We start from the raw sequence: 26034 nt of genomic DNA, 5'->3' as shown, positions 1-26034 counted from the left end.
ATGGCGCCGCCACCGATCCGTACGCTGCTCGTCGACAACTTCGATTCGTTCACCTACAACCTGTACAGCCTGCTCGCCCGCGTCGAGGGGCTCGCGCCGATCGTCGTCACCAACGATGCTCCGTGGCACGAACTCCCGTGGACCGACGTCGACAACGTCGTGATCTCCCCCGGGCCGGGCAGGCCCGACCGTGCGCGCGACTTCGGCGTCAGCGCGCGCGTCCTGCGCGAGAGCGAACTCCCGGTTCTCGGCGTGTGTCTCGGCCATCAGGGGCTGTGCCATGCATGCGGTTCCTCGATCGTGCGTGCGCCGCAGCCGGTGCACGGCCGCACGAGTTCGATCGTGCACCGGGGCACGGGCCTGTTCGACGGGATACCGTCGCCGTTCACCGCGGTGCGCTATCACTCGCTCGTCGCGGACGCGATTCCCGAGGAACTCGAGGCGCTCGCGTGGACCGCGGACGGGCTGCCGATGGCGGTGGCGCACCGGGACAGGCCCCTGTGGGGCGTGCAGTTCCATCCGGAGTCCATCGGCAGCGAGTACGGCGCCGAGTTGCTGACCAATTTCCGCGACGCCACACCTCGCCGCCGGACGCACATCTCGGTGGCCGCGCCCGCTCCTGCGCGCGGCGCGCCGCGCTACGTGCTCGACACGCGGGTGCTGGCGTGCCGGCCCGATCCGCACGCAGCGTACGAAGCGTTGTTCGCCGCCGACCCGCACAGCTTTCTGCTCGACGGCAGCTGCGCGCGGGAGCAGCAGTCCCGGTTCACGGTGATGGGCGACGCGTCCGGTCCGCGTGCCGAGTTCGTCACCTACGACGTCGCGGCGACGGTGGTCCGCGAACGCCGCGCCGACGGCACCCTCGCCGAGTACCACCGGACCCTGTTCGACCATCTCGACCGCCGGCTGCGCGAGCGACACCTCGAGCCGCGTGAGGACCTGCCGTTCGCATTCGGTCTCGGGTACGTCGGTTACCTCGGATACGAGCTCAAAGCCGATGTCGGTGGCGCCCTCGTGCACCACTCGCCCGTCGACGACGCGGCGCTGGTGTTCGCCGACCGGGCCGTCGTGCTCGACCACGAGGCCGGATGCTGCCATCTCCTCGCGCTCGGGGAACACGTCGACGAACCGGCGAATGTCGCCTGGTTCGAGCAGACCGCGGCCGCCCTCGCCTCCGTCGTGGACGACGCGCCACCGGCCACCGCACCGCCACCGCTGCGCCGCGACGCGCGGGACCCGACGATCCGCGTGCGCCACGACCCGCAGGACTATCTCCACCTGATCGGCCGGTGCCTCGGCGAGATCCGCCGCGGCGAGACCTACGAGGTGTGCCTGACGAACTCCGCGACCGTCGACGGCAGTATCGACTCGCTGCGCACCTACCGGGCACTGCGCGCCCTGAGCCCCACCCCGTACAGCGCTCTACTGCGGTTTCCCGGGATGTCGGTGCTCAGTGCGTCGCCGGAACGGTTCCTGCGGATCGGGACGGACGGGGTGGTGGAATCGAAACCGATCAAGGGCACCCGGCCGCGCGGCGCGAACGACGCCGAGGACCGGGCTCTCCGGGACCAGTTGCGGGCCAGCGAGAAGGACCGGTCGGAGAATCTCATGATCGTCGACCTGGTGCGCAACGACCTGTCGCGGGTGTGCGTGCCGGGGTCGGTGCACGTGCCGACGCTGTTCGACGTCGAAACCTATTCCGCGGTGCACCAACTCGTGTCCACGGTGCGTGGGATTCCGCGAGCCGACGTGAGCGCGGTGGACTGTGTGCGCGCCGCCTTTCCGGGCGGCTCGATGACCGGCGCACCGAAGCTGCGCACGATGGAGATCCTCGACGAGCTGGAGGCGGGTCCACGGGGCGTGTACTCGGGCGCCCTGGGTTATCTGTCGCTGACCGGCACCGTCGATCTGTCGATCGTGATCCGGACCATGGTCGCCACCGACCGCGCGGTCACCTTCGGCATCGGCGGCGCGATCGTCGCCCTGTCCGACCCCGGCGACGAGCTCGACGAAACCTTCGTCAAGGCGGTCGCGATGCGCCGGTGCCTCGCCGACACGGACGTCTCGCCGCTGCTCATCGACGGGAGTCGCTGATGGGTGCCGCCACGGATCGGGCCGTCGTCGTCGGCGGCCGGGGAGCCGTCGGCGCGATGGTCGCGCAGGCGCTCGTGGACGACGGCAGGCACGTGCAGATCGTGGACCGTGCCGGCGGACCCGCCGGCACACTGCGGGGCGACGTCACCGCTCCGGCCGCCGAGCTCGCGCACGCGCTGGGTGCGGCCGGAGCGGTCGTTCTCGCGGTACCGGAGCACGTCGCGATCGACGCTCTCCCGGTCCTCGACGAGCTGCTGGCGCCCGACACGGTGCTCGTCGAAACGCTGTCGGTGAAATCGGGGATCGCTGCCGCGCTGGCGTCGTGGCGGCGGCCCGCGCTGGGGGTGAACCCGATGTTCGCGCCTGCTCTGGCGATGGCGGGCCGGCCGGTCGTGGCGACCGTGCACCGTGCCGGGAGCGGTGTCGAGGCGTTCCTCGGCGCGCTCGCGCGCGGCGGGGCCCGCATCGAGCGGCGAGGTGCGGCCGAGCACGACCGCCTCGCGGCGGCGACCCAGACCCTCCCCCACGCGAGCGTTCTCGCCTTCGCGCTCGCACTGGGCGAACTCGACGCGGCCGGGGCGGCACCCGCGACCGCTCCCCCGCCGCATCGGGTGTTGCGCGCGGTCGCGGCCCGGGTGGCGTCGGGGGAACCGGCCGTGTACCGCGACATTCAGGTTGCCAATCCGTATGCGGCGCAGGCTCGCCGCGCGTTGCGGCGCGCGCTCGACGAGCTCGACGCGGCCGCCGCCGCACCCCCGCACGAGTTCACGGCGCTCACGGCCCGCGCCCGCGCCGCGTTGTCTCCCGATCTCGAACAGGATCGTCTCGTGGGGGCGCGTGTCGTGTCGGCGATACCGACCGCTGACGCCCCGCTCACGGCGGGAACGGAGCCCGGATGAACACGCGGGGGCGTGCGGCCCGGTCCGTCGGTCCGCCCGACGGTCTCGCGCCGCTGCAGGCGCCGCCGCTGCCCGCCCACGATCCGGCCGATCCCGTCGAGAACGCCGTGATCCGCGGGTTGTCCCGGTCGTGGCCGCGCCGGGCGGCGGTCAAGAAGAAGGAACCGGACCTCGACGAGCTGTTCGATCCGGATCGCGACGACTATCCCGAGTCGCTGATGCCGTTCCGCACGCACCCCCGGTACGACGCCCTCGACGAGGAACGGCGTGCCCGCCTCCGTGCGTGGGCGTGGATCGCCTACAACAAGAGCGTCGTCGACATCGAGCAGTACGTGGTGAACCCGGGATTCGGCGTGATCACGTCCGACGTGTTCGGCCTCGGTCCCGGCGACACCACGACGATCGGGGTGATGCAGGCGATGGTCGACGAGCAGTACCACACGCTGATGCACCAGAATGCGAACGCGTTGACCCGGCGCAGGAGGGGCTGGTCGCTGCCCGACGCGGTCCTGCCGCACGGGCGCACCGTGCGTGCCCACGATGCCGCCGTCGCGGCCGCCGCCGACCCGCGTGCGGCGGCACTCGTCCGTTTCGCGTACGCGACGGTGGCGGAGACGTCGATCAGCGCGTACCTCGGGCTGCTCACCGGCGACGAACGCCTGCAACCGGTGAACCGGTCCACGGTCGCCGTCCACCGTCGTGACGAGTTGTGCCACGGGTCGCTCGCGGGAGAGCTGCTCACGATGGTGTTCGACTCCCTCGGCGCCGCCGAGCGCGACCGTCTGCTCGACCTGCTCGCCGTCGGCGTCGACGAGTTCACCGCGAGCGACCTCGAGACGTGGACGGCGATCGTGCGGCACGAGGCCGTCCCGGGCGGCGACGGCATGATGCGCGATGTGGCCGAATTCGCCGCGAACGCTCCTGTCGTACAGGATTGTTCGGCGATCGGCCGGCTGGGTGCCTCGCTCGGGGTCGGCGCGGATCTCGGTGGCCGGTTGACCGCGGATCGCACGGCCGGCTCGGGCCCAGGGGCCTAGTCTGAAGGTACGTGCGGACCGGAGGAGGAATTCGTGAGCGACCACGAAGTGAAGATGATCATCCTGTCGACAGACGATCTGGACGAATCGATCGGGTTCTACAGCGAAACCCTGGGTATGCCGCTGAAGTTCCGCGACGGCACGCATTTCGCGGCACTCGACGGTGGTGCGATCACCTTCGCGCTCGCGACGGCGGTCGACCATCCGATCCACGGGCAGGTGGTCGTCGGCATCAAGACCGCGGACGTCGACGCGGCGGCGAAGGCCGTCGAGGAGTCGGGCGGCGGGATCGTGCAGGGTCCGTACGACGACGCTCACGAGCGGCGTGCGGTGGTCTACGACAACAAGGGCAACGGGCTGGTGTTCTACCGTCCGCTCGCACGCTGAGGCCAGGGGGCTGCAGTACGAGGGAGTGGTCAGCGCAGCCGCTCGGCGTCACGCGCGAGCTGCACCAGGTCCCGGCACAGCGCCTCGAGGTCGGCGTGCGGGGCGCCCTCACTCAAGGCGGTCGCCACGTCCTCCGCCGCGCACCGCACCTCGAACGCGCGGTCCACGAGCGCCGACGCCTCCTCGGCGGTCAGCACCACCGCGTCGTCCGGGAAGGCGCTGCCCTTGACGGCAGTGCGTTGCTCGTACGCACGCTGCCTGCACGACTGCCTGCAGTAGCGCCTGCGCCTGCCGCTGCCGGCGTCGGGCACTTCCCGGCCGCACCACAGGCACGCGTCGAGACGCCGCGGGGAACGGGACCGCCCCGACTGCTCCGGCGGCTCGAGCTGTTGCGATGAGGTGGACACGGACAACGACACTAGTGGCGCCGCCGGCACCGCACACGTACCCGGGCCACGGGTGTCCGGCGCGGGTCGCGTGGGTACCATGGTCGGGCAGAGAACCAGGCCGGAGGCCGACAGCGGGAACCTTTCGCGGTCGTGCCGCGTTGTACCCGGATGTGAACGCGTGATTTCGCCTCCGGCACGGTCGCGCGGAGTCGATCGAGGAGAGGACATCACCATGGCAGATCGCGTACTTCGAGGTAGCCGACTCGGTGCGGTCAGTTACGAGACCGACCGCGACCACGACCTCGCACCCCGGCGAGTCGCCCGGTACCGCTGCGACAACGGCGAGGTCTTCGACATTCCGTTCGCCGACGAGGCCGAGATCCCCGGCACGTGGATGTGCCGCAACGGTCTCGAGGGCACCCTCGTCGAGGGCGCCGCACCCGAGGCGAAGAAGGTCAAGCCGCCGCGCACGCACTGGGACATGCTGCTCGAGCGCCGCTCCACCGACGAGCTCGAGGAGCTGCTCAAGGAACGGCTCGACCTGCTCAAGGCCAAGCGCCGCGGAGCCTGACTCCCCCGCACACTCGAACGCACAGCGCCGCCCCGGTTCTCCGGGGCGGCGCTGTGCGTTCGCGAGCCGCTTTTCCCTCGTGAGTACTGTGCGAGTCTCCGCACGCTCTGGTCACTCACGGGGTGCGCTCACACGGGCAGGTTTCCTGCGTGGTCCTCCCCCACGACCGGCCCGTTCTGCGCCGTCGTGCGGGCGAGCTCGTCCGACACCACGGCGAGGGCCGCGGGTTCGGCCATCGACCAGTGGTCGGCGTCGACACGATGCTCGACGAACGAGTCGACGTACGGCTCCCACGTGAGCGCCGGGTCCGGGTGCTCGTCGCGGGCCGCGGTGAAGAACACCATCGTCCCGTCGAACCGGCGCGGCCGGTGCGCGTCGAGGACGGCCGCCGACCCGGACGCGGTCGCGTACAGGCCGGCGAGCTGCGTGGCGTCGAACATCGCCAGCGGGCCCTCGGTCCCCTGCAGCGCCGCGGCGGCCGCGTCGGCGTCGAACGTGCCGGTGTCCGATGCCCGCGCGAGCAGACCGTCGAAGCCGCCGGTGTCGGCGACACCGAGGCTCGGCAGCAGCGTCTGCGCCGACACCGCGGTCGGGTCGACCGCACCGCGATCGACGTCGACATAGCTGTCGAGAACCGCGAGGACCTCGACGCGTTCGCCCGCCTCCTGCAACTGCACCGCCATCTCGTGTGCGACGACCCCGCCGAACGACCAGCCGAGCAGCTTGTACGGGCCGTGCGGTTGCACGCTGCGGATCTCGCGCACGTACCGTGCCGCGTACTCGCGGATCGACTGCGGCGCCTGCGCCCCCGAGAGCGCGGGCGACTGCAGACCGAACACCGGTGTCGTGCGCGGCAGGGTCCGGGCGAGGGGCGCGTACGCCCACGACAGGCCCACAAACGGGTGCACACAGAACAGCGGGATGTCGGCGCCGGCCGGGCGGATCGGCAACAGCACGTCGACAGCGCTGTCGCCGCCGAGGGCTCCCGCGTCCATCGCGCGGTCGATGCGGTCGGCGAGCGCCTGCGTGGTGGGTTCGGTGAACATCCACTGCAGGGGCACCGGCGTGTCGAACTCGCGGGACAGGCGCGCGACGGTGCGGGTGGCCGACAGCGAGTTGCCGCCGAGCTCGAAGAAGTTGTCGAGCAAGCCGACCCGGTCGGCCCCGGTGACCTCGGCGAACGCGGCCGACACCGCGAGTTCGGTGCGTGTGCGCGGCGCGACGTACTCCGTGTCGGCGACCGTGGTGACCGGTGCCGGCAGCGCGCCGCGGTCGAGTTTGCCGTTCGCGGTGAGCGGCAGCCGGTCGAGTTCGACGTACCACGTCGGCACCATGTACGACGGCAGTCGCCTGCCGAGCTGCGACTGCAGATCGCCCTCCTGCGGGGCGCCGGTCGGCACGACGTACGCGACGAGGGTCTGCCCCGCGGAGGCGTCGGTGTGCACGGCGACGACGGCGTCGGCGACGGACGGCTGCTCACGCAGGGCGTGCTCGATCTCACCGAGTTCGAGCCGCTGCCCGCGCAGCTTGACCTGGAAGTCGCTGCGGCCCAGGTATTCGAGTGCGCCGTCGCTGCGGCGCCGCACGAGATCGCCGGTGCGGTAGAGGCGGGTGCCGTCGCCGCCGGGGCAGGCGACGAACCGTTCCGCGGTGAGCGCGGTGCGCCCGACATAGCCCTGCGCGAGTTGGACGCCCTCGAGGTACAGCTCGCCGACGACGCCGACGGGTACCTCGTGCAGCCGTGTGTCGAGGACGTGCAGGCCCGTGTTCCACACGGGCCGCCCGATCGGGACCGTCGCACCGTCCCGGTCCGAGGTCGCCCAGTAGGTGACGTCGACGGCCGCTTCGGTCGGGCCGTACAGGTTGTGCAGGTCGGCGTCGGAGACCCTGCGGAAGTCGGCGGTCTGGCTGGTGCCGAGCGCCTCGCCGGAGCAGAACACGTGGCGCAGGCTCGCGCACCGGTCGCGGTCGGCGACGGCGGTGAACACCGACAGCATCGACGGCACGAAGTGCGCGGTGGTGACGCGGTGCCGTGCAATCAGGGCGGTCAGGTACTCCGGGTCGCGGTGCCCGCCGGGTGCGGCGAGCACGACGCTCGCGCCGGTCTGCAACGGCCAGAACAACTCCCACACCGACACGTCGAAGGTGACGGGTGTCTTCTGCACGACGACGTCGTCGGCGGCGAGCGGGTACTCGTGCTGCATCCATCGCAGTCGGTTGACGATCGCGTCGTGCGCGACGGCGACGCCCTTGGGCCTGCCGGTCGAGCCGGAGGTGAACAGCACGTAGGCCGTGTCCTGCGGTGCGGGCAGGATGCGTTCGTCGTCGCCGAGCGGACCGTCCGGGTAGGCGGTGTGGTCGGCGGTGTCGAGGTCGACGGTGATCTGGCCGTCCGGCAGGTCGGCGCCGTCGCGGCCGCGGGTGAGGACGACGAGCGGCGCGGCGGTGTCGAGGACGTACTCGAGCCGTTCCCGGGGATGCCCCGGGTCGAGCGGGAGGTATGCGGCGCCGGCGGCGACCGAGGCGTGGATCGCGACGAGCATGTCGACCGACCGGTGCATCGCGATCCCGACCACCGTGCCCGGGCACGCACAATAGTCGACGAGGACGCGGGTGAGCCGGTGCACGCGCGCCGTGAACTCGGCGTAGGTGAGCCGGAGACCGGTGTCGTCGTCGACGACCGCGAGTGCGTCGGGGGCCGCGGCACACTGCCGCTCGAGCAGCGACACCAGCGTGTCACCGGTGTCCGGGACGGTTGCGCCGCGCGCCGGTGCGACCGCGGGATCGAGCGGCAGGTCGCCGATGGCGCGGTGCGGGTCGTCGGCGACGCCGGTGAGGATCCGCACGAGATAGGACGCGAACCGGGTCACGGTGTCGGCGTCGAACAGGTCGGTCGCGTAGGTGAATCGGATCGCGACGTCGCCGGTGGTCGCGGCCGCCGCGTCGGCGACGGTGATCTGCAGGTCGAACTGGGCGGGTTCGATCGGCGGTGCGACCGCGGACACCGTGAGGTCGGGCAGCTCGAGCGGCGGTTGCTCGTGGTTCTGGAAGGTGAGCATCACCTGGAACAGCGGATGCCGCCCGGTCGAGCGCGGCGGGTCGAGCACGTCGACGAGCCGTTCGAACGGGACGTCGGCGTGCGCGAAGGCCGCGAGATCGCCCGCCGCGACGTCGCCGACGAGCTCGTCGAAGGACGCGGCCGGGTCGACGGCCGCCCGCAACACGAGCGTGTTGACGAACATGCCGATCAGGTCGTCGAGCGCGGCTTCGCCGCGGCCGGCGACGGGGGTGCCGACGGCGACGTCGTCGGTGCCGGCGAGCCGGGCGAGCAGGACCGCGACGGCCGCGTGCACGACCATGAACGTCGAGGCGCCGCGGCCACGGCCGTACGCGGCGAGGGCGCGGTAGACCTCGGCCGGGACGGTGACGTCGACGTGTTCGCCCGCGAAGGACTGCCGCAGCGGCCTGGGCCGGTCGGCAGGCAGGTCCAGTTGGTCGGGCAGGCCCGAGAGGCGCTCGCGCCAGTAACCGAGCTGGCGGCCGAGCACCGACGCGTCGTCGTGTTCGTCGCCGAGGACGTCGCGCTGCCACAGCGCGTAGTCCGCGTACTGCACGGGCAGCGGCAGCCACGCGGGCTGCTCGCCGACGACGCGCGCCGTGTACGCGGTCATCACGTCGCGCACCATCGGGGCGACGGAGAAGCCGTCGGCCGCGATGTGGTGCACCACGATCGCCAGCACGTGCTCGGTGGGATCGACGCGGTACAGGGCCACGCGCATCGGCACCTCGCTCGTGACGTCGAAGCCTGCGCCGGCGAAGCGGGCCAGGGTGTCGGTGAGCGTGTCGCGGTCGACATCGGTGACGGTCGGTCCGCGCAGCGCGGCGTCGACCGCGAGCACCTCCTGGTACGGGCCGTCGGCGGAGTCCGGGTAGCGGGTGCGCAGGATCTCGTGCCGGTCGACGACGTCGGCGAGCGCACCGCGCAGCGCGGCGACGTCGACGGTGCCGCTCAGACGCACGGCCACCGGGATGTGCTCGGCCGCCGAGTTGGGGTCGAGCCGGTTGAGGAACCACATGCGGCGCTGTGCGAACGACAGCGGTACGGCCGCGGGGCGGGGCGCGGCGACGAGCGGTGCCCGCACGTCCCCGGCGTCGGCGTCCTCGACGGCGGCGGCGAGCTGCGCGACGGTCGGTGCCTCGAACAGGGTGCGTAGTTCGACGCGCTTGCCGAGCGCGGCGCCGAGCCGGGCGACGACGCGGGTCGCGACGAGCGAGTTGCCGCCGAGGTCGAAGAAGTCGTCGTCGGCGCCGACCCGCTCGACGTCGAGGATGTCGGCGAACACGTCCGCGACGGCTGTCTCGGCCGCGCCCTGCGGCGCACGGAACTCGCGGGCCGCGGCGGGTGCGGGATCGGGCAGCGCCTTGCGGTCGAGTTTGCCGTTGGCGGACAGCGGTAGCGCGGCGAGCACGGTGACCGTCGCCGGCACCATGTAGCCGGGCAGCTCGGCCGCGGCCGCGCGGCGGACGGCGTCCGCGTCGAGTCCGGTGTCGGCCGTACCGGCGACGTACGCGGCGAGCGCGGTGCCGTGTGCTCCTTCGTGCGCGACGACGGCGGCGGCCGCGACGCCGGGCACGCGGGTGAGGGCGGATTCGATCTCGCCGAGCTCGATGCGGAAGCCGCGCACCTTGACCTGGAAGTCGGCGCGCGCCACGTAGTCCAATGCGAGCGCCCCGGTCTCGTCGCGGTACCAGCGGACGAGGTCGCCGGTGCGGTAGAGCCGCGAGCCCGGTGCCCCGAACGGGTCGGCGACGAAGTGGTCGGCCGTCAGGTCGGGGCGCGCGAAGTAGCCGCGGGCGAGTTGCACGCCACCCAGGTACAGCTCGCCCACCACACCTTCCGGAACGGGTGCGAGATGCGCGTCCAGGACGTAGGTGCGGGTGTTCCATTCCGGCACACCGATACCGACCGGGTCGCGCATCGGTTCGGCGGCGACGTCCGCGTGCGTGACGGACACCGCGGCTTCGGTGGGCCCGTACAGGTTGTGCAGCGCGGCCGGGTGCGCGTCACGGAAACGTCGTGCCGTGTGCGCAGGCAGCGCTTCACCGATGCACAGCACCAGCCGCAGCGCCGGCTGGTCCACCGCACCGGGCGTCGCGACGAACGCGTCGAGCAGCGACGGCACGAAGTGCGCCGCGCTCACCCGGTGCGTGCGCATCAGGTCGGCGAGGTACGCGGGGTCGCCGTGCCCCTCGGGGCGCGCGATCACCAGCGTCGCACCGGACATCAACGGCCAGAACAGCTCCCACACCGACAGGTCGAAGGTGACGGGAGTCTTCTGCACCACCGCGTCGCCGACGCCGAGGTCGAAGGTCGCACTCTTCCACAGCAACTGGTTGACGACGGCGCGGTGCGGCACCGCCACGCCCTTCGGCCGTCCGGTGGAGCCGGACGTGAACAGCACGTACGCGAGGGTGTCCGGGCCGGGACCCGCGACAGTGGCGTCGGCTGCGGGTGCGGCGAGCGTCCTCGGGGTGTGCACCGCCGCCGAGCGGGCGGTGAACCCGTCGCGTTCGGTGGTGAGCACGAGCAGCGGACGTGCCGTGTCGAGGACGTACTCGATGCGGTCGGCGGGATGGTCGGGGTCGAGCGGCACGTACGCGCCGCCCGCGCGCAGCACCGCGTGCAGCGCGACCATCAGGTCGAGGGAGCGGCGCATCGCGACACCGACCCGCACGTCCGGACCGACACCGGTGGCGGCCAGACGCGCCGCGAGGTCGTCGACGCGGGCGTCGAACTCGCGGTAGGTGAGACGGGTGCCCGTGCCGTCCTCGACGAGCGCGACCGCGTCGGGCGTCGCGCGGCACTGCGCGCGCACGAGGTCGGCGAGCGTGTGCACGCTGTCGCCGGCGAGCGCATGCTCGGTGTCGAGTGCGAGCGCATGCTCGGTGTCGTTGACGTCCTCGACGACGGCCCGGGCCTCACCGGGCAGCAGGATGTCGAGGCGGCCGACCGGGAGGTCGGCGTCGGTGGTGACGGCCTCGAGGACACGCACGTACCGCTGGGCGAGCGCCTCGACCGTCGCATGGTCGAAGACGTCGGTGGCGTACGCGAACTGGGCGGCGAGTTCGCCGTCGTCCTCCTCGGACAGCGTCAGGTGCAGGTCGAAGTTGCTGATCGGCGACTCGAGGTCGAGCGCCGACACGTGCAGGCCGGGGAGTTCCGCATCGGCGCGGGCCTGGTTGTGGAACGAGAACGCGACCTGGAAGAGCGGATGGTGCGCGCTGCTGCGTGCCGGGTTCAGCACGTCGACGAGCTGCTCGAAGGGGATCTCGGCGTGCGCGAATGCGTCGAGTGCGACGGTGCGGGCCTGGGCGAGCAGATCCGCGAAGCTCGCGTCGTCGTCGATGCGCGTACGCAACACGAGGGTGTTGACGAACATGCCGACGAGATCGTCGAGTGCTTCGTTGCCGCGGCCGGCGACCGGCGCGCCCACCGCGATGTCCTCGTCGCCGCCCCACCGGTGCAGCAGTGCGGTCAGCGCCGCGTAGGCCGCCATGAACGGCGACGCCTGACGCTGCCGGGCGAGGTCGCCGACGCGATGCGCGAGCGCGGCCGGGACACGGAAGTCGACGTGTCCGCCGCGGTGCGAGGCGACCGGCGGGTGCGGGCGGTCGGTGGGCAGGGTCAGGCGCTCGGGCAGCCCACCCAGCGCGCCGGTCCAGTACCGCACCTGCTGCGCGGCCGTCGACGTCGGATCGGCGGGGTCGCCGAGGACGTCGCGCTGCCACAGTGCGTAGTCCGCGTACTGCACCGGCAGCGGCGTCCACTGCGGTGTGCGGCCCGCGCGGCGGGCCGCGTACGCGATCATCACGTCGCGTGCGAGCGGCGCGAGGGACCAGCCGTCGCCGCTGATGTGGTGGGCGACGAGCGCGAGGACGTGCTCGTCGGGCGACACGCGCAGCAACAGCACACGCAGTGGCACCTCGTGGGTGACGTCGAAGCCGGCGGTGACGAAGGCCGCGACGCGGGCATCGACCGCGGCGGCGCCCGCCCCCGGGTCCGACGGATCGAGCGGCGCCGAGGCGGACAGATCCTCGGTCTGCCACTGCAGGACGGCGCGCTCGCGCGGCAGGATCACCTGGTGCGGGCCGGAATCGGAGTCCGGGTACACGGTGCGCAGGCTCTCGTGCCGGGCCACGACGTCGCCGAGCGCGGCGCGCATCGCCTCGGCGTCGAACTCGCCGCGCAGGCGCAGCGCGACCGGCAGGTTGTAGGCCGGTGACGCGGTGTCGAACTGGTTGACGAACCACATCCGTTGCTGCGCGAGCGACAACGGGATCGCGGCGGGCCGCGGCTGCGGGACGAGCGGCGCCCGGGTGCCGCGCGCAGCGGCGCCGGTGCACAGTGCGGCGAGCGCTTCGACCGTCGGCTGGTCGAACAGGGCCCGCACCCCGAGGTCGGTGCCGAAGGCGGAGTTGACACGCGAGATCACCTGGGTCGCGATCAGCGAGTTGCCGCCGACGTCGAAGAAGTCGTCGTGCACGCCCACCTGTTCGCGGGAGAGCGCGTCGGCGACGATGCCCGCGACGATTCGTTCGGCGTCGGTGCGCGGCGCGACGTACTCGGCGCCCGAGAACACCGGCTCGGGCAGTTTCGCGCGGTCGAGTTTGCCTGCCGGGGTGAGGGGCAGTTCGTCGAGGACGACGACCGCGGCGGGCACCATGTACGACGGCAGCACGTCGGCGACGGTCGTGAGGACGGCGGCCGAGTCGAGCACCGGCGCCTCGGCGTCGTCCGGGAGTACGTAGGCGACGAGCCGCGTGTGCCCGTCGGCGCCCTCGTGCCCGAGGGTGGTGGCGAACCCGACTCCCGGGTGGCTACGCAGCGCGGCGTCGATCTCGCCGAGCTCGATGCGGAACCCACGCACCTTGACCTGGTGGTCGGTGCGGCCGACGAAGTCGAGGTCGTGGTCGGCGCGCCAGCGGACGAGATCGCCGGTGCGGTAGAGGCGTTCCCCGTCGCCGAACGGGCTCGCGACGAACCGCTCGGCGGTCAGCGCCTGGCGGCCGAGGTAGCCGCGGGCCAGGCCCGGGCCCGCGACGTACAACTCGCCCGGCACCCCCACCGGAACCGGCTGCAGTCGCGCGTCGAGGACGTACGCGTGCACGCCGCGGCTCGGCCCGCCGATCGAGATCGGTGCGTCGGCGGCGAGCGGCTGGGTGAGCGAGGACATGATGGTCGCCTCGCTCGGGCCGTACGCGTTGATCATGCGCCGCCCCGGCGCCCACCGGGAGACGAGGTCCGGCGGGCACACGTCGCCTGCGACGAGGACCGTGCTGAGGTGGTCGAGCCCGTCCGGGTCGACCGAGGCGAGCGCGGCGGGGGTGGAGAACGCGTGCGTCACGCGCTGACGGCGCAGCAGGTCGGCGAGCTCGTCGCCGCCGTACACGGTGGGCGGGGCGATCACGATCGTCGCCGCCGCGCTCCACGCCATCAGCATCTCGAACACCGACGCGTCGAAGCTCGGTGAAGCGAAATGCAGTGTGCGTGAGCTCTTCTCGACGCAGAGGAGTTCGCGTTCGTCGGCGACGAGGTTGGCCAGGCCGCGGTGCGTGACGACGACGCCCTTGGGCTTGCCCGTCGAGCCCGACGTGTAGATCACGTACGCCGGCTGGTCCGGTTCGGTGCCGCGCATGCGGTCGGCGTCGTCGAGCGGCGCGGTCGACTCGCCGGACACCTGCAGCCGCACGTCCGGTGCATCGACGTCGATCCAGCGCAGCGTCGTCGGCAGCGCGTCGCGTGCGTCGCTGCGGGACAGGCCGAGAGTGGCACCCGAGTCGGTGACCATGTGCTCGATGCGTTCGCGCGGATACCGGGGGTCGACCGGCACGAATGCGGCACCGGTGCGGGCGACGGCCCACACCGCGAGGACCGAGTCGAGGGAGCGTTCGAGCGCGAGCGCGACGACGGTCTCCGGGCCGACACCGCGGTCGACGAGCAGCCGGGCCAGCTGGTTGGACCGGGCGTCGAGTTCGCCGTAGGTCAGGGCGTCGTCGCCGAACCGGACGGCGTCCGCGGCCGGGTCCACGCGGGCGGCGTCGTCGAGGATCTGTGGCAGGGTGCGCGGCGCGAGATCCGGTGCGCCGCGCCGCGAGAGCAGCGCGTCGCGTTCGCCGTCGGCGAGCAGCGGCAGATCGCCCACCGGCAGCGTCGGGTCGGCGACCGCGGCGGCGAGCATCCGCACGAACCGGTCGACGAACGCCTGCGCGGTGCCGTCGGTGAACAGGTCCTGTGCGTACACGAGGGTTCCGCCCCACCGGTCGCCGCCGGTCTCGACGGTCAGGTGCAGGTCGAACTTCGCGATCGGCTCGCCGGCCGGGGCGGGCGCGATCTCGACGTCACCGAGCGACAACGCGCGCGCGGGTGCGTCGGCGACGCCGAGCGCGACCTGGAACAGCGGGTGGTGCGACGTCGAACGGGTGACGTCGAGCGCGTCGACGAGCTGCTCGAAGGGCAGGTCGGCGTGCGCGAACGCGTCGAGGTCCGCCGCGCGGACGGCGTCGAGGACCGCGCCGAACCCGGTGCCGGGATCGACGGGGGTGCGCAACACGAGGGTGTTGACGAACATGCCGACCATGTCGTCGAGTTCGCGGCGGCCGCGGCCGGCGACCGCGGTGCCGACGGCGACGTCGTCGCTGCGCGACAGCCGGGCCAGGAGGACCGCGAGAACGGCGTGCAGGCCCATGAACTCGGTGGCGCCGTGGGCACGGACGACGCCGCGCAGCGCCGCGGTGACGTCGGCGTCGAGGGTGAAGTCGACGACGCCGCCGCGGTGGCTCGGCACGGCCGGGCGAGCACGGTCGGTGGGCAGGTCGAGCCGATCCGGGAGACCGCCCAGCCGGTCCCGCCAGAACGCGAGCTGGCGGGCCGCGGTCGACTCCGGGTCGGTGTCGTCGCCGAGGACGCGGCGTTGCCACAGCGCGTAGTCGGCGTACTGGACGGGCAGCGGTTCCCACGTCGGCGCGGCCGACCGGGTGCGCGCCGCGTAGGCGACCGCGACGTCGCGCACGAGCGGGTCGACCGACGCGCCGTCGCCCGTGATGTGGTGGACGACCATCGCGAGCACGTGCTCGGTCTCGTCGACGGTGAACAGCCGCACGCGCACGGGGATCTCGTCGCGCACGTCGAAGCCGGCGGAGACGAACCGGGCGACCGAGTCGGCGAGCTCGCCCGCGGCGACGCGCTGCCGGTCGAGGTCGACGCCGGTGTCCGCGATGTGCTGGTGCGGGCCGTCGTCGTCCGTCGGGTAGGACGTGCGCAGCGACTCGTGGCGGGCGGTGACGTCCCGCACGGCCTGCGCGAGCGCCGGCACGTCGAGGTCGCCGCGCAACTGCAGCACCGCGGGCATGTTGTAGGCCGGTGACGACGGATCGAACTGGTTGAGGAACCACATGCGCTGCTGCGCGGGCGAGAGCGGGATACGGTCCGGCCGCTCCCCCGCGGTGAGCGCGGGCAGCGCCGCCCGGCCCGCCGACGCGTCGATGCGGGCCGCGAGCGCCCGCACCGTCGGCGCGTCGAACAGATCGCGCACCGCGAGCTCGGTGCCGTGATCGGCGCGCAACCGGGCGACGACCTTGGTCGCCGACAGCGAGTTGCCGCCGACGTCGAAGAACGAGTCGTGCGCGCCGAGCCGCGCCACACCGACGACCTCCGCGAACACTGCGGCCACAGACAGTTCGGTGTCGGTCTCGGGGGCGACGAATTCGCCGGTCGGCATGGAGAAGTCGGGCTCGGGCAGCGCGCGGCGATCGATCTTGCCGCTGGTGCCGACCGGGAACTCGTCGAGCGCGGTGACCACGCTGGGCACCATGTACGACGGCAGCCGCTCCCCCGCGTACAGGCGCACGGCGGCGGCGTCGAGGCCGTCGCGCCCGACCAGATAGGCGACCAGGTGCTCGCCGGTGTTCTCGCCGCGGTGCACGACGACGACCGCGCCGGTGACCGCGTCGTGGCCGCGCAGCACCGCTTCGATCTCGCCGAGTTCGATGCGCTGGCCGCGGAACTTGACCTGGAAATCGGTGCGGCCGAGGTATTCCAGGACGCCGTCGTCACGGCGGCGGACGAGATCGCCGGTGCGGTACATCCGTTCGCCCGGCGCGAAGGGGTTCGCGACGAACCGGTCCGCGGTCAGGTCGGTGCGCCCGACGTAGCCGCGCGCGAGCTGATCGCCCGACAGATAGAGCTCACCTGCGACGCGCGGTCCGACCGGGTGCAACCGGTGGTCGAGCACGTACGCGCCGGTGCCGGGCACCGGCAGGCCGATCGGCAGGGTGGTCGTGGTCTCGTCGCCGCGATAGCGGTACGCGGTGACCTGGATGGTGGCCTCGGTGGGGCCGTACACGTCGATCACCTCGGCGCCGAACCGGTCGTGCACCGTGTCCGCGGTCGACGTCGGGACGGCCTCGCCGCCGGTGAACACCCGGCGCAGGCTCCGCCCGACACCCGTGTCCCGGGCCTCGTCCGCGACGACGTCGAGCAGTGACGGCACGAAATCGGTTGCCGTGACGGCATTCCGCTCGATCGCGGCCAGCAGGTAGGCAGGGTCGCGATGCCCGTCGGGCACGGCGACGACGATCTCGGCGCCCGCCGTGACCGCCGCGAACACACCGATCAGGCTCGCGTCGAAGGTGGTGACGCCGCGCAGCAGGTACCGGTCGTCGGCGGTGAGCGGATACGCGTCCTGCAGCCAGCGGAACTGGTGCACCACCGCGCCGTGGGACACGCCGACGCCCTTCGGCCTACCCGTCGAGCCGGACGTGAACATCACGTACGCGAGGTGTTCGGGGCGCAGCGGCGCGGCCCGTTCGGCGCCGACGACCGGACCGTCGGCGTAGCCGGACAGGTCGAGTGCGTCGAGTTCGACGACCTCCAGGCCGTCGGCAGCGCCGGCGGCGAGCAGTCCCCGTTCGGTGAGCACGAGGGTCGGACGGGCCTGCGCGAGTACGTGTTCGATGCGTGCGCTCGGATGGTCGGGGTCGACGGGCACGAATGCGCCGCCCGCTTCGAGGACCGCGTAGAGCGCGACGACGAACCGCGGCGACCGGCGCAGGGCCAGTGCGACCCGCGTGTCCGGGCCGACGCCCGCGTCGATCAGGAACCGGGCCAGGCGGCGCACGTCGCCCGCGAACTCGGCGTAGGTGCGTGTGTCCGGACGCGTGTCGGCCGCCGGTCCTTCGAGGTCGCCGGTGAGGGCGGGCCGGTCGGCGTGCGCGGCGGCGGCGGCCGCGAACAGGTCCGGCAGGGTGTCGCGGGGGTCGCCCGTCGCCGCGGCCCGGTCGATGCCCGCCGCGACCTCGGCGGCCGAGAACACCGGCAGGTCGCCGACCGCGATGTCGTCGCCCGCCGCGAGTGCGGTGAGCACCCGCAACAGCTGGTCGACGAGGGCGTGCGCGCTCGCCGCGTCGAACACGTCGGTCGCGTAGGTGAGCGAACCGCGCAACGTGCCGTCGGCACCGGCCTCGGAGCCGTGCAGGAACGTCAGCGACAGGTCCGTCTTGGCGACGTCGAGGCCACCGTCGAGGGGTTCGACGGTGAGCCCGCCGAGTTCGAAGGACGGCCACGAATGGTTCTGGAACGCCAGCATCACCTGGAAGAGCGGATGCCTGCCCGCGGCGCGCGGTGGATCGAGCACCTCGACGAGCTGTTCGAACGGCACGTCGGCGTGGTCGAAGGCCGCGAGGTCGACGTCGCGGACCTCGCGCAACAGGTCGCCGAAGGACGCGGTGGGGTCGATGCGGGTGCGCAGCACGAGGGTGTTGACGAACATGCCGATCAGGTCGTCGAGTGCGCGGTCGCCGCGCCCGGCGACCGGCGTGCCGATCGTGACGTCGTCGCTCGCGCCGACCCGCGAGAGCAGGATCGCGACGGCGGCGTGCATCGCCATGAACGGCGACGCACCGTGGCGAGCGGCCGCCCGCTCGAGGGCGGATGCGACGTCGCCCGGCACCGCGAAGTCGACGCGGGCGCCGTGGCCGGTGGGATGGTTCGACCGCGGCCGGACGATCGGCAACGTGATCTCGTCGGGTGCGCCGTCGAGGGTGCGGCGCCAGAAGTCGATCTGGGCGGCGGCGAGCGACTGCGGGTCGCCTGCGTCGCCGAGCCGTTCCCGCTGCCACAGTGCGTAGTCCGCGTACTGGACGGGCAGCGGCGACCAGTCGGGTGCGGCGCCGCCGCGACGCGCGGCGTAGGCGGTCATGACGTCGCGCAGCAGCGGACCGACCGACCAGCCGTCGCCGGTGATGTGGTGCAACACCGCGCCGAGCACGTACTCGTCGGCGGCGACGTGCAGCAGCAGGGTGCGCACCGGCATGTCGCACGTGACGTCGAAACCCTCGCCGAAGAACTCGGTGAGCAGATCGAGCACGTCGTCGTCGGCGCACGCGCGGGCAGTGAGCGTCGGTGCGGCGGTGTCGGTGTCGAGGATGTGCTGGACGGGGCCGTCGGGCGAGTCCGGGTAGACGGTGCGCAGGCTCTCGTGCCGGGCGACGACGTCGGCGAGCGCAGCTTGCAGTGCAGCGACGTCGAGGTCGCCGCGCATGCGCACCGCGAACGGCACGTTGTAGGCGGCCGAGTCGGGCTCGAACCGGTTGAGGAACCACATGCGCTGCTGGGCGAGCGAGAGTGGGATCCGCTCGGGCCGCGGCTGCGGGGTGAGCGGCTCGGCGGCGGGACCGGACCGGCCGTCGCCGGTGAGGTCCACGAGCGCCGCTGCGAACGATTCGACGGTCGGGTGATCGAACAGGGTGCGTACGCCGACCGACGCACCGGTCGCCTCGCCGATGCGGGAGACGACCTGGGTCGCGGACAGCGAGTTGCCGCCGAGTTCGAAGAAGTGGTCGTCGAGACCGATCTCGGTGGCCTCGCGGTCGACGACTCCCGCGAACACGGCCGCCACGGTGCGCTCGAGCTCGGTGGTCGGGGCGCGGTGCTCGCCGCGCTCGGCGAACACCGGTTCGGGCAGCGCGGCGCGGTCCAGCTTGCCGACCGGGGTGCGCGGGATGTCGTCGAGCACGGTGACGACCGCGGGCACCATGTGCGCCGGCAGCGACCGGGCCGCGTGGGCGCGCACGTCGTCCGGGTCGACGTCGGCGTCGCCGCGCGCGAGGACGTACGCCACGACGACGGCATCTCCCCCGCCGTTGCTGCCCCCGTGCGCGACGGTAGCGGCGAACCCGACGTGCGGGTGCGACGCGAGGACGGCGTCGATCTCGCCGAGCTCGACGCGCTGGCCGCGGATCTTGACCTGGAAGTCGCGGCGGCCGACGTACTCGATCTCCCAGTCGCCTGCGCGGCCGCGGACCCAGCGCACGATGTCGCCGGTCCGGTACAGCCGGGTGCCTGCCGGGCCGTGCGGGTCGGCGACGAACCGCTCGGAGGTGAGTGCGGGCCGGTCGTGGTAGCCGCGGGCCAGCGCGTCGCCCGCGAGATACAGCTCGCCCGCGACCCCGGCGGGCACCGGATGCAGGCGGGAGTCGAGGACGCGTGCGGTGGCCCCGCGGACCGGCGTGCCGATCGTGAGCGGCGCCGCCGGATCGGTGATCGGGTCGGCGATCGTGACGACCATCGACGTCTCGGTCGGCCCGTACACATTGTGCATCGCGCGGCCCGGCGCCCAGCGGCGCGCGAGGTCGCCGCCCCACGCCTCGCCGCCGACGGCGATGTGCTGCAGGCAGTCGAGGCCGGTGGGGTCGACCGACGCGAGGGCAGCGGGCGTGATGAATGCGTGCGTGACCTGCTGCTCGCGCACCAGGGCGGCGAGCGCGTCGCCACCGAACACGTCGGGCGGGGACACCACGAGGGCGGCGCCGGACGGGAACGCCATGAGGTATTCGAGCACCGCGGCGTCGAAGCTCGGTGTCGCGACGTGCAGCACGCGCGAGGACGCGTCGATCCGGTACCGGCTGCGCTGTTCGGCGGCGAAGTTCGCCAGACCGGTGTGCGTGACGGCGACGCCCTTGGGCAGCCCGGTCGAGCCGGAGGTGTAGATCAGGTAGGCGACCGACAGCGGGTCGATGCGCCCGGCGCGGTCGTGGTCGGTGAGTGCCGTCGAAGGGTGCGCGGCGATCGCGTCGCAGGCCTCGTCGAGTACGAGCCAGTCGGTGTCGTCGGGTAGCGACGGCCGGTGCTCGGCGACCGTGACGCCGAGTGCGGCACCGGAATCGGTGAGCATGTGGGCGATGCGGCCCGCCGGGTAGCGCGGGTCGACGGGCACGAATGCGGCGCCGGTCTTGGCGACGGCCCACACCGACAGCACCGACTCGAGCGAGCGGCCGAGTGCGACGGCGACGACCCGGCCGGGTGCGGCGCCCCGCGCGATCAGGGCGCGCGCGAGCCGGTTGCTCCGCGCGTCGAGTTCGCCGTAGGTGAGGCTCTCGGCACCCGACACGACGGCCGTGGCGAACGGCGCGGCGGCGCCGTCGGCGAACAGTTCGTCGAGGGTGCGGCGCGCCAGCGGGGAGTCGCCGGTGACGGCCGTGAGCTCGGCGCGTTCGGCCGACGTCAGGATGTCGAGGTCGCCGACGGCCGCGGTCGGGTCGTCGAGTGCACCACGCAGCACGGCGGTGAACCGGTCGGCGAATCCGCGTACGGTCCGCTCGTCGAACAGGTCGGTCGCGTAGGTGAACGCGGCGCGCAGCCCGTCCGCGTCGGCGCGGGCACCGATGCTCAGTTGCAGGTCGAACTTCGCGACGTTCGGGGCGATCTCGGCGACGCGCGCGTGCACACCCGGAAGGTCGATCTCGGTGGCGGTGGGTTCCTGCATCGCGAACGCGACCTGCACGAGCGGTGCCCGGCCACCGGCGCGGGGCACGCCGAGCGCGTCGACGACGCTGTCGAACGGCACGTCGGCGTGTGCGAACGCGGCGATGTCGGCGTCGCGGACCCCGCGCAGCACGTCGGCGAACGACGCGGCCGAATCGACGGCGGTGCGCAGGGTGAGGGTGTTGACGAACATGCCGACGAGGTCGTCGAGCGCGCGGTCGCCGCGGCCGGCGATCGGGGTGCCGAGCGCGACGTCGTCGGTGCCGGCGAGCCGCGCGAGCAGCACGGCGAATGCGGTGTGCAGCACCATGAACTCGGTGGTGCCGTGGGTTCGGGCCAGCTCTGCGACGCGGGCGTGCAGGCCGGCGTCGAGATCGAAGTCGACGTCGGCGCCGCCGTGTCCCGGGGTGTCCGGCCGGGGCCGGTCCACGGGCAGCCGCAGCTCGTCGGGCAGCCCGGCGAGCGTCCGGCGCCAGAACTCGAGCTGGGCGTGGGCGCGCGAGTGCTCGTCGTCCGGATCGCCCAGCACCTGCTGATGCCACAGCGCGTAGTCGGCGTACTGGACCGCGAGCGGCGGCTGCTCGACGGACCGGTGCTGTGCGCGAGCGACGTAGGCACTGGTCATGTCTCGGGCGAGGGGCCCGAGGGACCACCCGTCGGCGGCGATGTGATGGAGCACGACGACGAGGACGTGCGTGTCGGGATCGATGCGGAAGAGCGCGGCGCGCAGCGGGATCTCCGACGTGACGTCGAAGCCGCGGGCGGCGAACCCGGCGACCGCGGTCTCGAGGTCGCCTGCCTCGACGTCACGCACGTCGAGCACTGCGTGGGTGTCGCCGACCGGCAGGATCTGCTGGTGGGCGCCGTCGCCGTCGCCGGGGAACACGGTGCGCAACGCCTCGTGCCTGCTGAGCAGGTCGCCGAGGGCGAGGGTCAGCGCCGGGATGTCGAGGCGTCCGTCGAAGCGCAACGCGAACGGCAGGTTGTACGACGCGGAGTCGGGGTCGAGCCGGCTGAGGAACCAGATGCGTTGCTGCGCGGGCGCGAGGGCGATGCGGTCGGGGCGCGGGCGCGCGGTCAGCGGCGGCAGGTCGTCGGTGGCCGCGTCGGCGAGGCGCGCCGCGAGGGCGCGCACCGTGGATGCTTCGAACACGTCGCGCACCGACACGGAGCCGCCGTGTTCGCCGCGCAACCGCGCGACGACGCGGGTCGCACTGAGCGACGTGCCACCGAGCGCGAAGAAGTCGTCGTCGGCGCCGACCCGGTCGATGCCGAGCACGTCGGCGATCACCTCGGCGACGGCGACCTCCTCGGCGGTCGTGGGCTCGACGAACTCTGTGGTGGCCGTAGCGATATCCGGCTCGGGCAGGGCGCGGCGGTCGACCTTGCCCGCCGCGGTCAGCGGCAGCTCGTCGAGCACCGTGACGACCGACGGCACCATGTACGGCGGCAGCGCCCGCTCGGTGTGCGCACGGAGTTCGCCCGGGTCGGGTGCGCCGTCGGCGACGACGTACGCGACGAGGTGGTCGCTGCCCTGCGCGGTGTGCACGAGCACCACGGCCGCGGTGACCGCCGGGTGGGTGCGCAGCACCTCTTCGATCTCGCCCGGCTCGAGGCGCTGGCCGCGGAACTTGACCTGCGCGTCGGTGCGGCCGAGGTAGTCGAGCGCGCCGTCCGGACGCAGTCGCACGAGATCGCCTGTGCGATACATGCGTTCGCCCGGCATGTACGGGTCGGCGACGAACCGGTCGGCGGTGAGATCGGGGCGACCGATGTAGCCGCGGGCGACGAGCCGCCCGGACAGGTACAGCTCGCCCGGCACGCCGACCGGTGTGCGGTGCAGCCGCGCGTCGAGCACGTACGCACGGGTGTTCGGCAGCGGCGCGCCGATCGGCACCGGCCCGGTACCCGCGGTGCCGCGCTCCCCCGGCCCCGCGACGACGGCCGCGGTCGCGAGGACGGTCGCCTCGGTGGGCCCGTACCCGTTCACGAGCGTCGCATCCCACCGGGAGGAGAAGCGCGCCACGCTTTCCCGTGACAGCGCTTCGCCACCGGCGATGACCAGACGCAGGCTCGTGCCTGCCCCCTCCGGGGCGGACGCGACGAACACGTCGAGCATCGACGGCACGAAGTCGGTGTGTGTGACGGACTCGCGGTCGATCGTGGCGGCCACGTAGAACGGGTCGCGGTGCCCGCCCGGCTCGGCGACGACGATCGTGGCGCCGCACGCGAGCGGCCAGAAGTGGCCGTCGTGGGATGCGTCGAAGGTGGTCGATCCCATCGCGAGGTACGCATCGCCCGGGGCGAGGCCGGTGTAGGCGATGCCCCACGCGATCTGGTTGACGAAGGCCGCGTGCGAGATCGCGACCCCCTTCGGGGTGCCCGTCGACCCGGACGTGAACAGCACGTAGGCCGCGTTGTCCGGGTGCAGCGGCGCGCGGCGCTCCGCATCGGTGACCGCGGCGTCGGCGAAGCCGGTCAGGTCGAGGGTGTCGACGTCGATCGTGGGCACGTCGACCTCGCCCGGGTGGTCGCCGGTGCGGGTGAGCACGCACACCGGCGCGGCGGACGCGACGACCAGGCGGGTCCGCGCGGCGGGGTGTTCCGGATCGAGCGGGACGAACGCGCCGCCTGCCTCGAGCACCGCGTACACCGCGACCAGGTAGTCGGCCGAGCGGCCCATCGACACGGCGACCCGCGTGTCCGGGCCGACGCCCACGTCGATCAGGTACCGCGCGAGGCGCCGCACGCGCGCGAAGAACTCGCGGTAGCCGACGGCGTGAGTGCCCTCGACGACGGCGCGGGAGTCGGCATGGCGGACAGCGGATTCGGCCATCACCGCGGGCACCGTGGTGACCGGGACGTCGACGACGGTGTCGGTGAGGGCTGCATGTGCGGTGCGGTCGACGTCGGTGGTGAGGTCGAGATCGCCGACGACGAATGCGGCGTCGGCCGCCGCGGCGGCCAGGATGCGGGTGAGCAGGTCGACGAAGCGCACGACGGTGGCGTCGTCGAACAGGTCGCGTGCGAAGCTCATCCGGCCGGTCATGGTGCCGTCGGGCCGGGGCGCCAGGGTGACCGCGAGATCGAACTTGGCGGCGTCGACGTCGACGTCGAGCACCTCCATGGTCACACCGTCGAGGTCGACGGCGCGCTGCGTGTGGTTCTGGAACGCGAGCAGCACCTGGAACAGCGGGTGCCGATCGAGCGCCCGGGCCGGGTCGAGGACCTCGACGAGCCGCTCGAACGGCACGTCGGCGTGGTCGAATGCGTCGAGATCGCGGCCCCGGACGCCGGCGAGGACGTCGGCGAAGGACGCGCCTGCGGGCACCGGCGCGCGCAGCGCGAGGGTGTTGACGAACACACCGACCAGGTCGTCGAGTTCGGCGGCGCCGCGGCCTGCGACCGGAGTGCCGATCGTGAGGTCGTCGGTACCGGCGAGGCGCGACAGCAGCACTGCGAGCGCGGTGTGCACGACCATGAAGGTCGACGCGCCGTGCTCGTGCGCGAGGGTGTCGAGGCGCGCGCCGAGGTCGGCGGGCACCGTGAAGTCGACGTGTCCGCCGCGCAGCGACTGGCTGCGCGGGCGGGGCCGGTCGGTGGGCAGCTCGAGCCGGCCGGGCGCACCGGCGAGGGCGTCGCGCCAGAACGCGATCTGCCGGGCGGCGAGCGAGTCGTCGGCGGTGTCGTCGCCGAGCAACTCGCGCTGCCACAGCGCGTAGTCGGCGTACTGGATCGGCAGCGGCTCCCACGCGGGTGCGTTGCCTGCGGCGCGGGCGGCGTACGCGACGGCGACGTCCCGCAGCATCGGTCCCGCGGACCAGCCGTCGCCCGAGATGTGGTGCACGACGGCGGCAAACACGTACTCGCGCCCGCTCGTCGCCCGCTCCCCTGGTTCGCCGTCGTCACCGACCGCGAACAGCCGGGTGCGCACCGGTTGGTCGCGGGTGACGTCGAAGGGGACGGTGAACCAGTCGGCAAGGGCGGCGTCGAGCTCGTCGGGCGAGACCCGCTGCTCGATGAGCGGGGCGGGCTCGGGCGGGAGGATCACCTGGTGCGGGCCGTCGGCGGTGTCCGGGAAGATCGTGCGCAGCGACTCGTGCCGCGCGATCAGGTCGTCGACGGCCGCGGTGAAGGCGGCGACGTCGAGGTCGCCGCGCAGCCGCACCGCGAACGGCACGTTGTAGGCGGCCGAGTCGGGGTCGAACCGGTTGAGGAACCACATGCGTTCCTGCGCGGGCGAGAGCGGCAGCCGGTCGGGGCGCGGTCGCCGGGTGAGCTCCGGCAGATCACGGTGGACGGTTCCCACGGTGTCCCCCGCGTCGAGGCGGGCGGCGAGGGCGTCGACCGTCGACGCCTCGAACAGGTCGCGCACCGTGACACCGGGATGGTCGGTGCGCAGCCGGGCGACCACCTGCGTCGCGCTCAGCGACGTGCCGCCGAGTGCGAAGAAGTCGTCGTGCACGCCGATGCGGTCGGCGCCGAGGACCGCACCGAAGGCGCCCGCGACGCGCTGCTCGGTCTCGCTCGTGGGGGCCGCGTAGGGGCGGTCGAGGTCCGCGAACTGCGGTGCGGGCAGCGCGCGGCGGTCGAGCTTGCCCGACGCGTTGAGCGGGAACTCGTCGAGCACCGTGACCGCGGCGGGCACCATGTACCCGGGCAGACGGGTCGCGGCGGCGGTGCGCGCCGCGGCAGGGTCCGCGTAGCCGGTGACATAGGCGACGAGGTGCTCGCCGGCATCACCGGTGTGCACGAGGGCGACCGCGCCGTCGACGCCGTCGCACGCGCGCAGCGCGGCTTCGATCTCGCCGAGCTCGATGCGCTGGCCGCGGAACTT

7 protein-coding genes are annotated in these 26034 nt (G+C 73.0%); 5 read left to right on the top strand and 2 right to left on the bottom strand.

The window, feature by feature from the left end:
• From pabB to HCA44_RS18345, 4 genes are read left to right on the top strand one after another with little or no spacing between them, the layout of a single operon-like run.
• On the top strand, positions 1 to 2094 hold the full coding sequence (gene pabB / locus HCA44_RS18360) for an aminodeoxychorismate synthase component I (RefSeq protein WP_169650772.1): 2094 nt from the start codon (positions 1 to 3) through the stop codon (positions 2092 to 2094).
• Entirely contained in the window at positions 2094 to 2993 is a 900-nt protein-coding gene (locus HCA44_RS18355) for a prephenate dehydrogenase dimerization domain-containing protein (protein ID WP_169650771.1), read from the top strand. The genes pabB and HCA44_RS18355 overlap by 1 nt, the downstream gene beginning before the upstream one ends.
• On the top strand, positions 2990 to 4030 hold the full coding sequence (locus tag HCA44_RS18350) for a diiron oxygenase (RefSeq protein WP_169650770.1): 1041 nt from the start codon (positions 2990 to 2992) through the stop codon (positions 4028 to 4030). The genes HCA44_RS18355 and HCA44_RS18350 overlap by 4 nt, the downstream gene beginning before the upstream one ends.
• A gap of 33 nt (positions 4031 to 4063) precedes the next feature.
• Positions 4064 to 4417 (top strand): VOC family protein, encoded by a 354-nt coding sequence (locus tag HCA44_RS18345; protein ID WP_169650769.1) that lies wholly within the window; start codon positions 4064 to 4066, stop codon positions 4415 to 4417.
• 29 nt (positions 4418 to 4446) lie between these two features.
• Here the strand turns inward: HCA44_RS18345 and HCA44_RS18340 are convergent, their stop codons facing one another.
• On the bottom strand, positions 4447 to 4746 hold the full coding sequence (locus tag HCA44_RS18340) for a hypothetical protein (RefSeq protein WP_169650802.1): 300 nt from the start codon (positions 4744 to 4746) through the stop codon (positions 4447 to 4449).
• A gap of 292 nt (positions 4747 to 5038) precedes the next feature.
• On the opposite strand from HCA44_RS18340, the gene HCA44_RS18335 reads away from it, so the two are divergent.
• Positions 5039 to 5377 carry an RNA polymerase-binding protein RbpA gene (locus HCA44_RS18335; protein WP_169650768.1) on the top strand — a complete coding sequence of 113 codons (339 nt, stop codon included), beginning with the start codon at positions 5039 to 5041 and terminating at the stop codon, positions 5375 to 5377.
• A gap of 128 nt (positions 5378 to 5505) precedes the next feature.
• Here HCA44_RS18335 and HCA44_RS18330 read toward each other — a convergent pair.
• Positions 5506 to 26034: non-ribosomal peptide synthase/polyketide synthase (locus HCA44_RS18330; RefSeq protein WP_169650767.1), on the bottom strand; the 20529-nt coding region annotated here is incomplete at its 5' end.

Origin of the sequence: Rhodococcus sp. HNM0569, assembly GCF_012726205.1 — a bacterium.
Lineage (GTDB): Bacteria > Actinomycetota > Actinomycetes > Mycobacteriales > Mycobacteriaceae > Rhodococcus_F.
The sequence above is the reverse complement of the archived record's forward strand: the minus strand, read 5'-3'. Positions and strand labels throughout refer to the sequence as shown.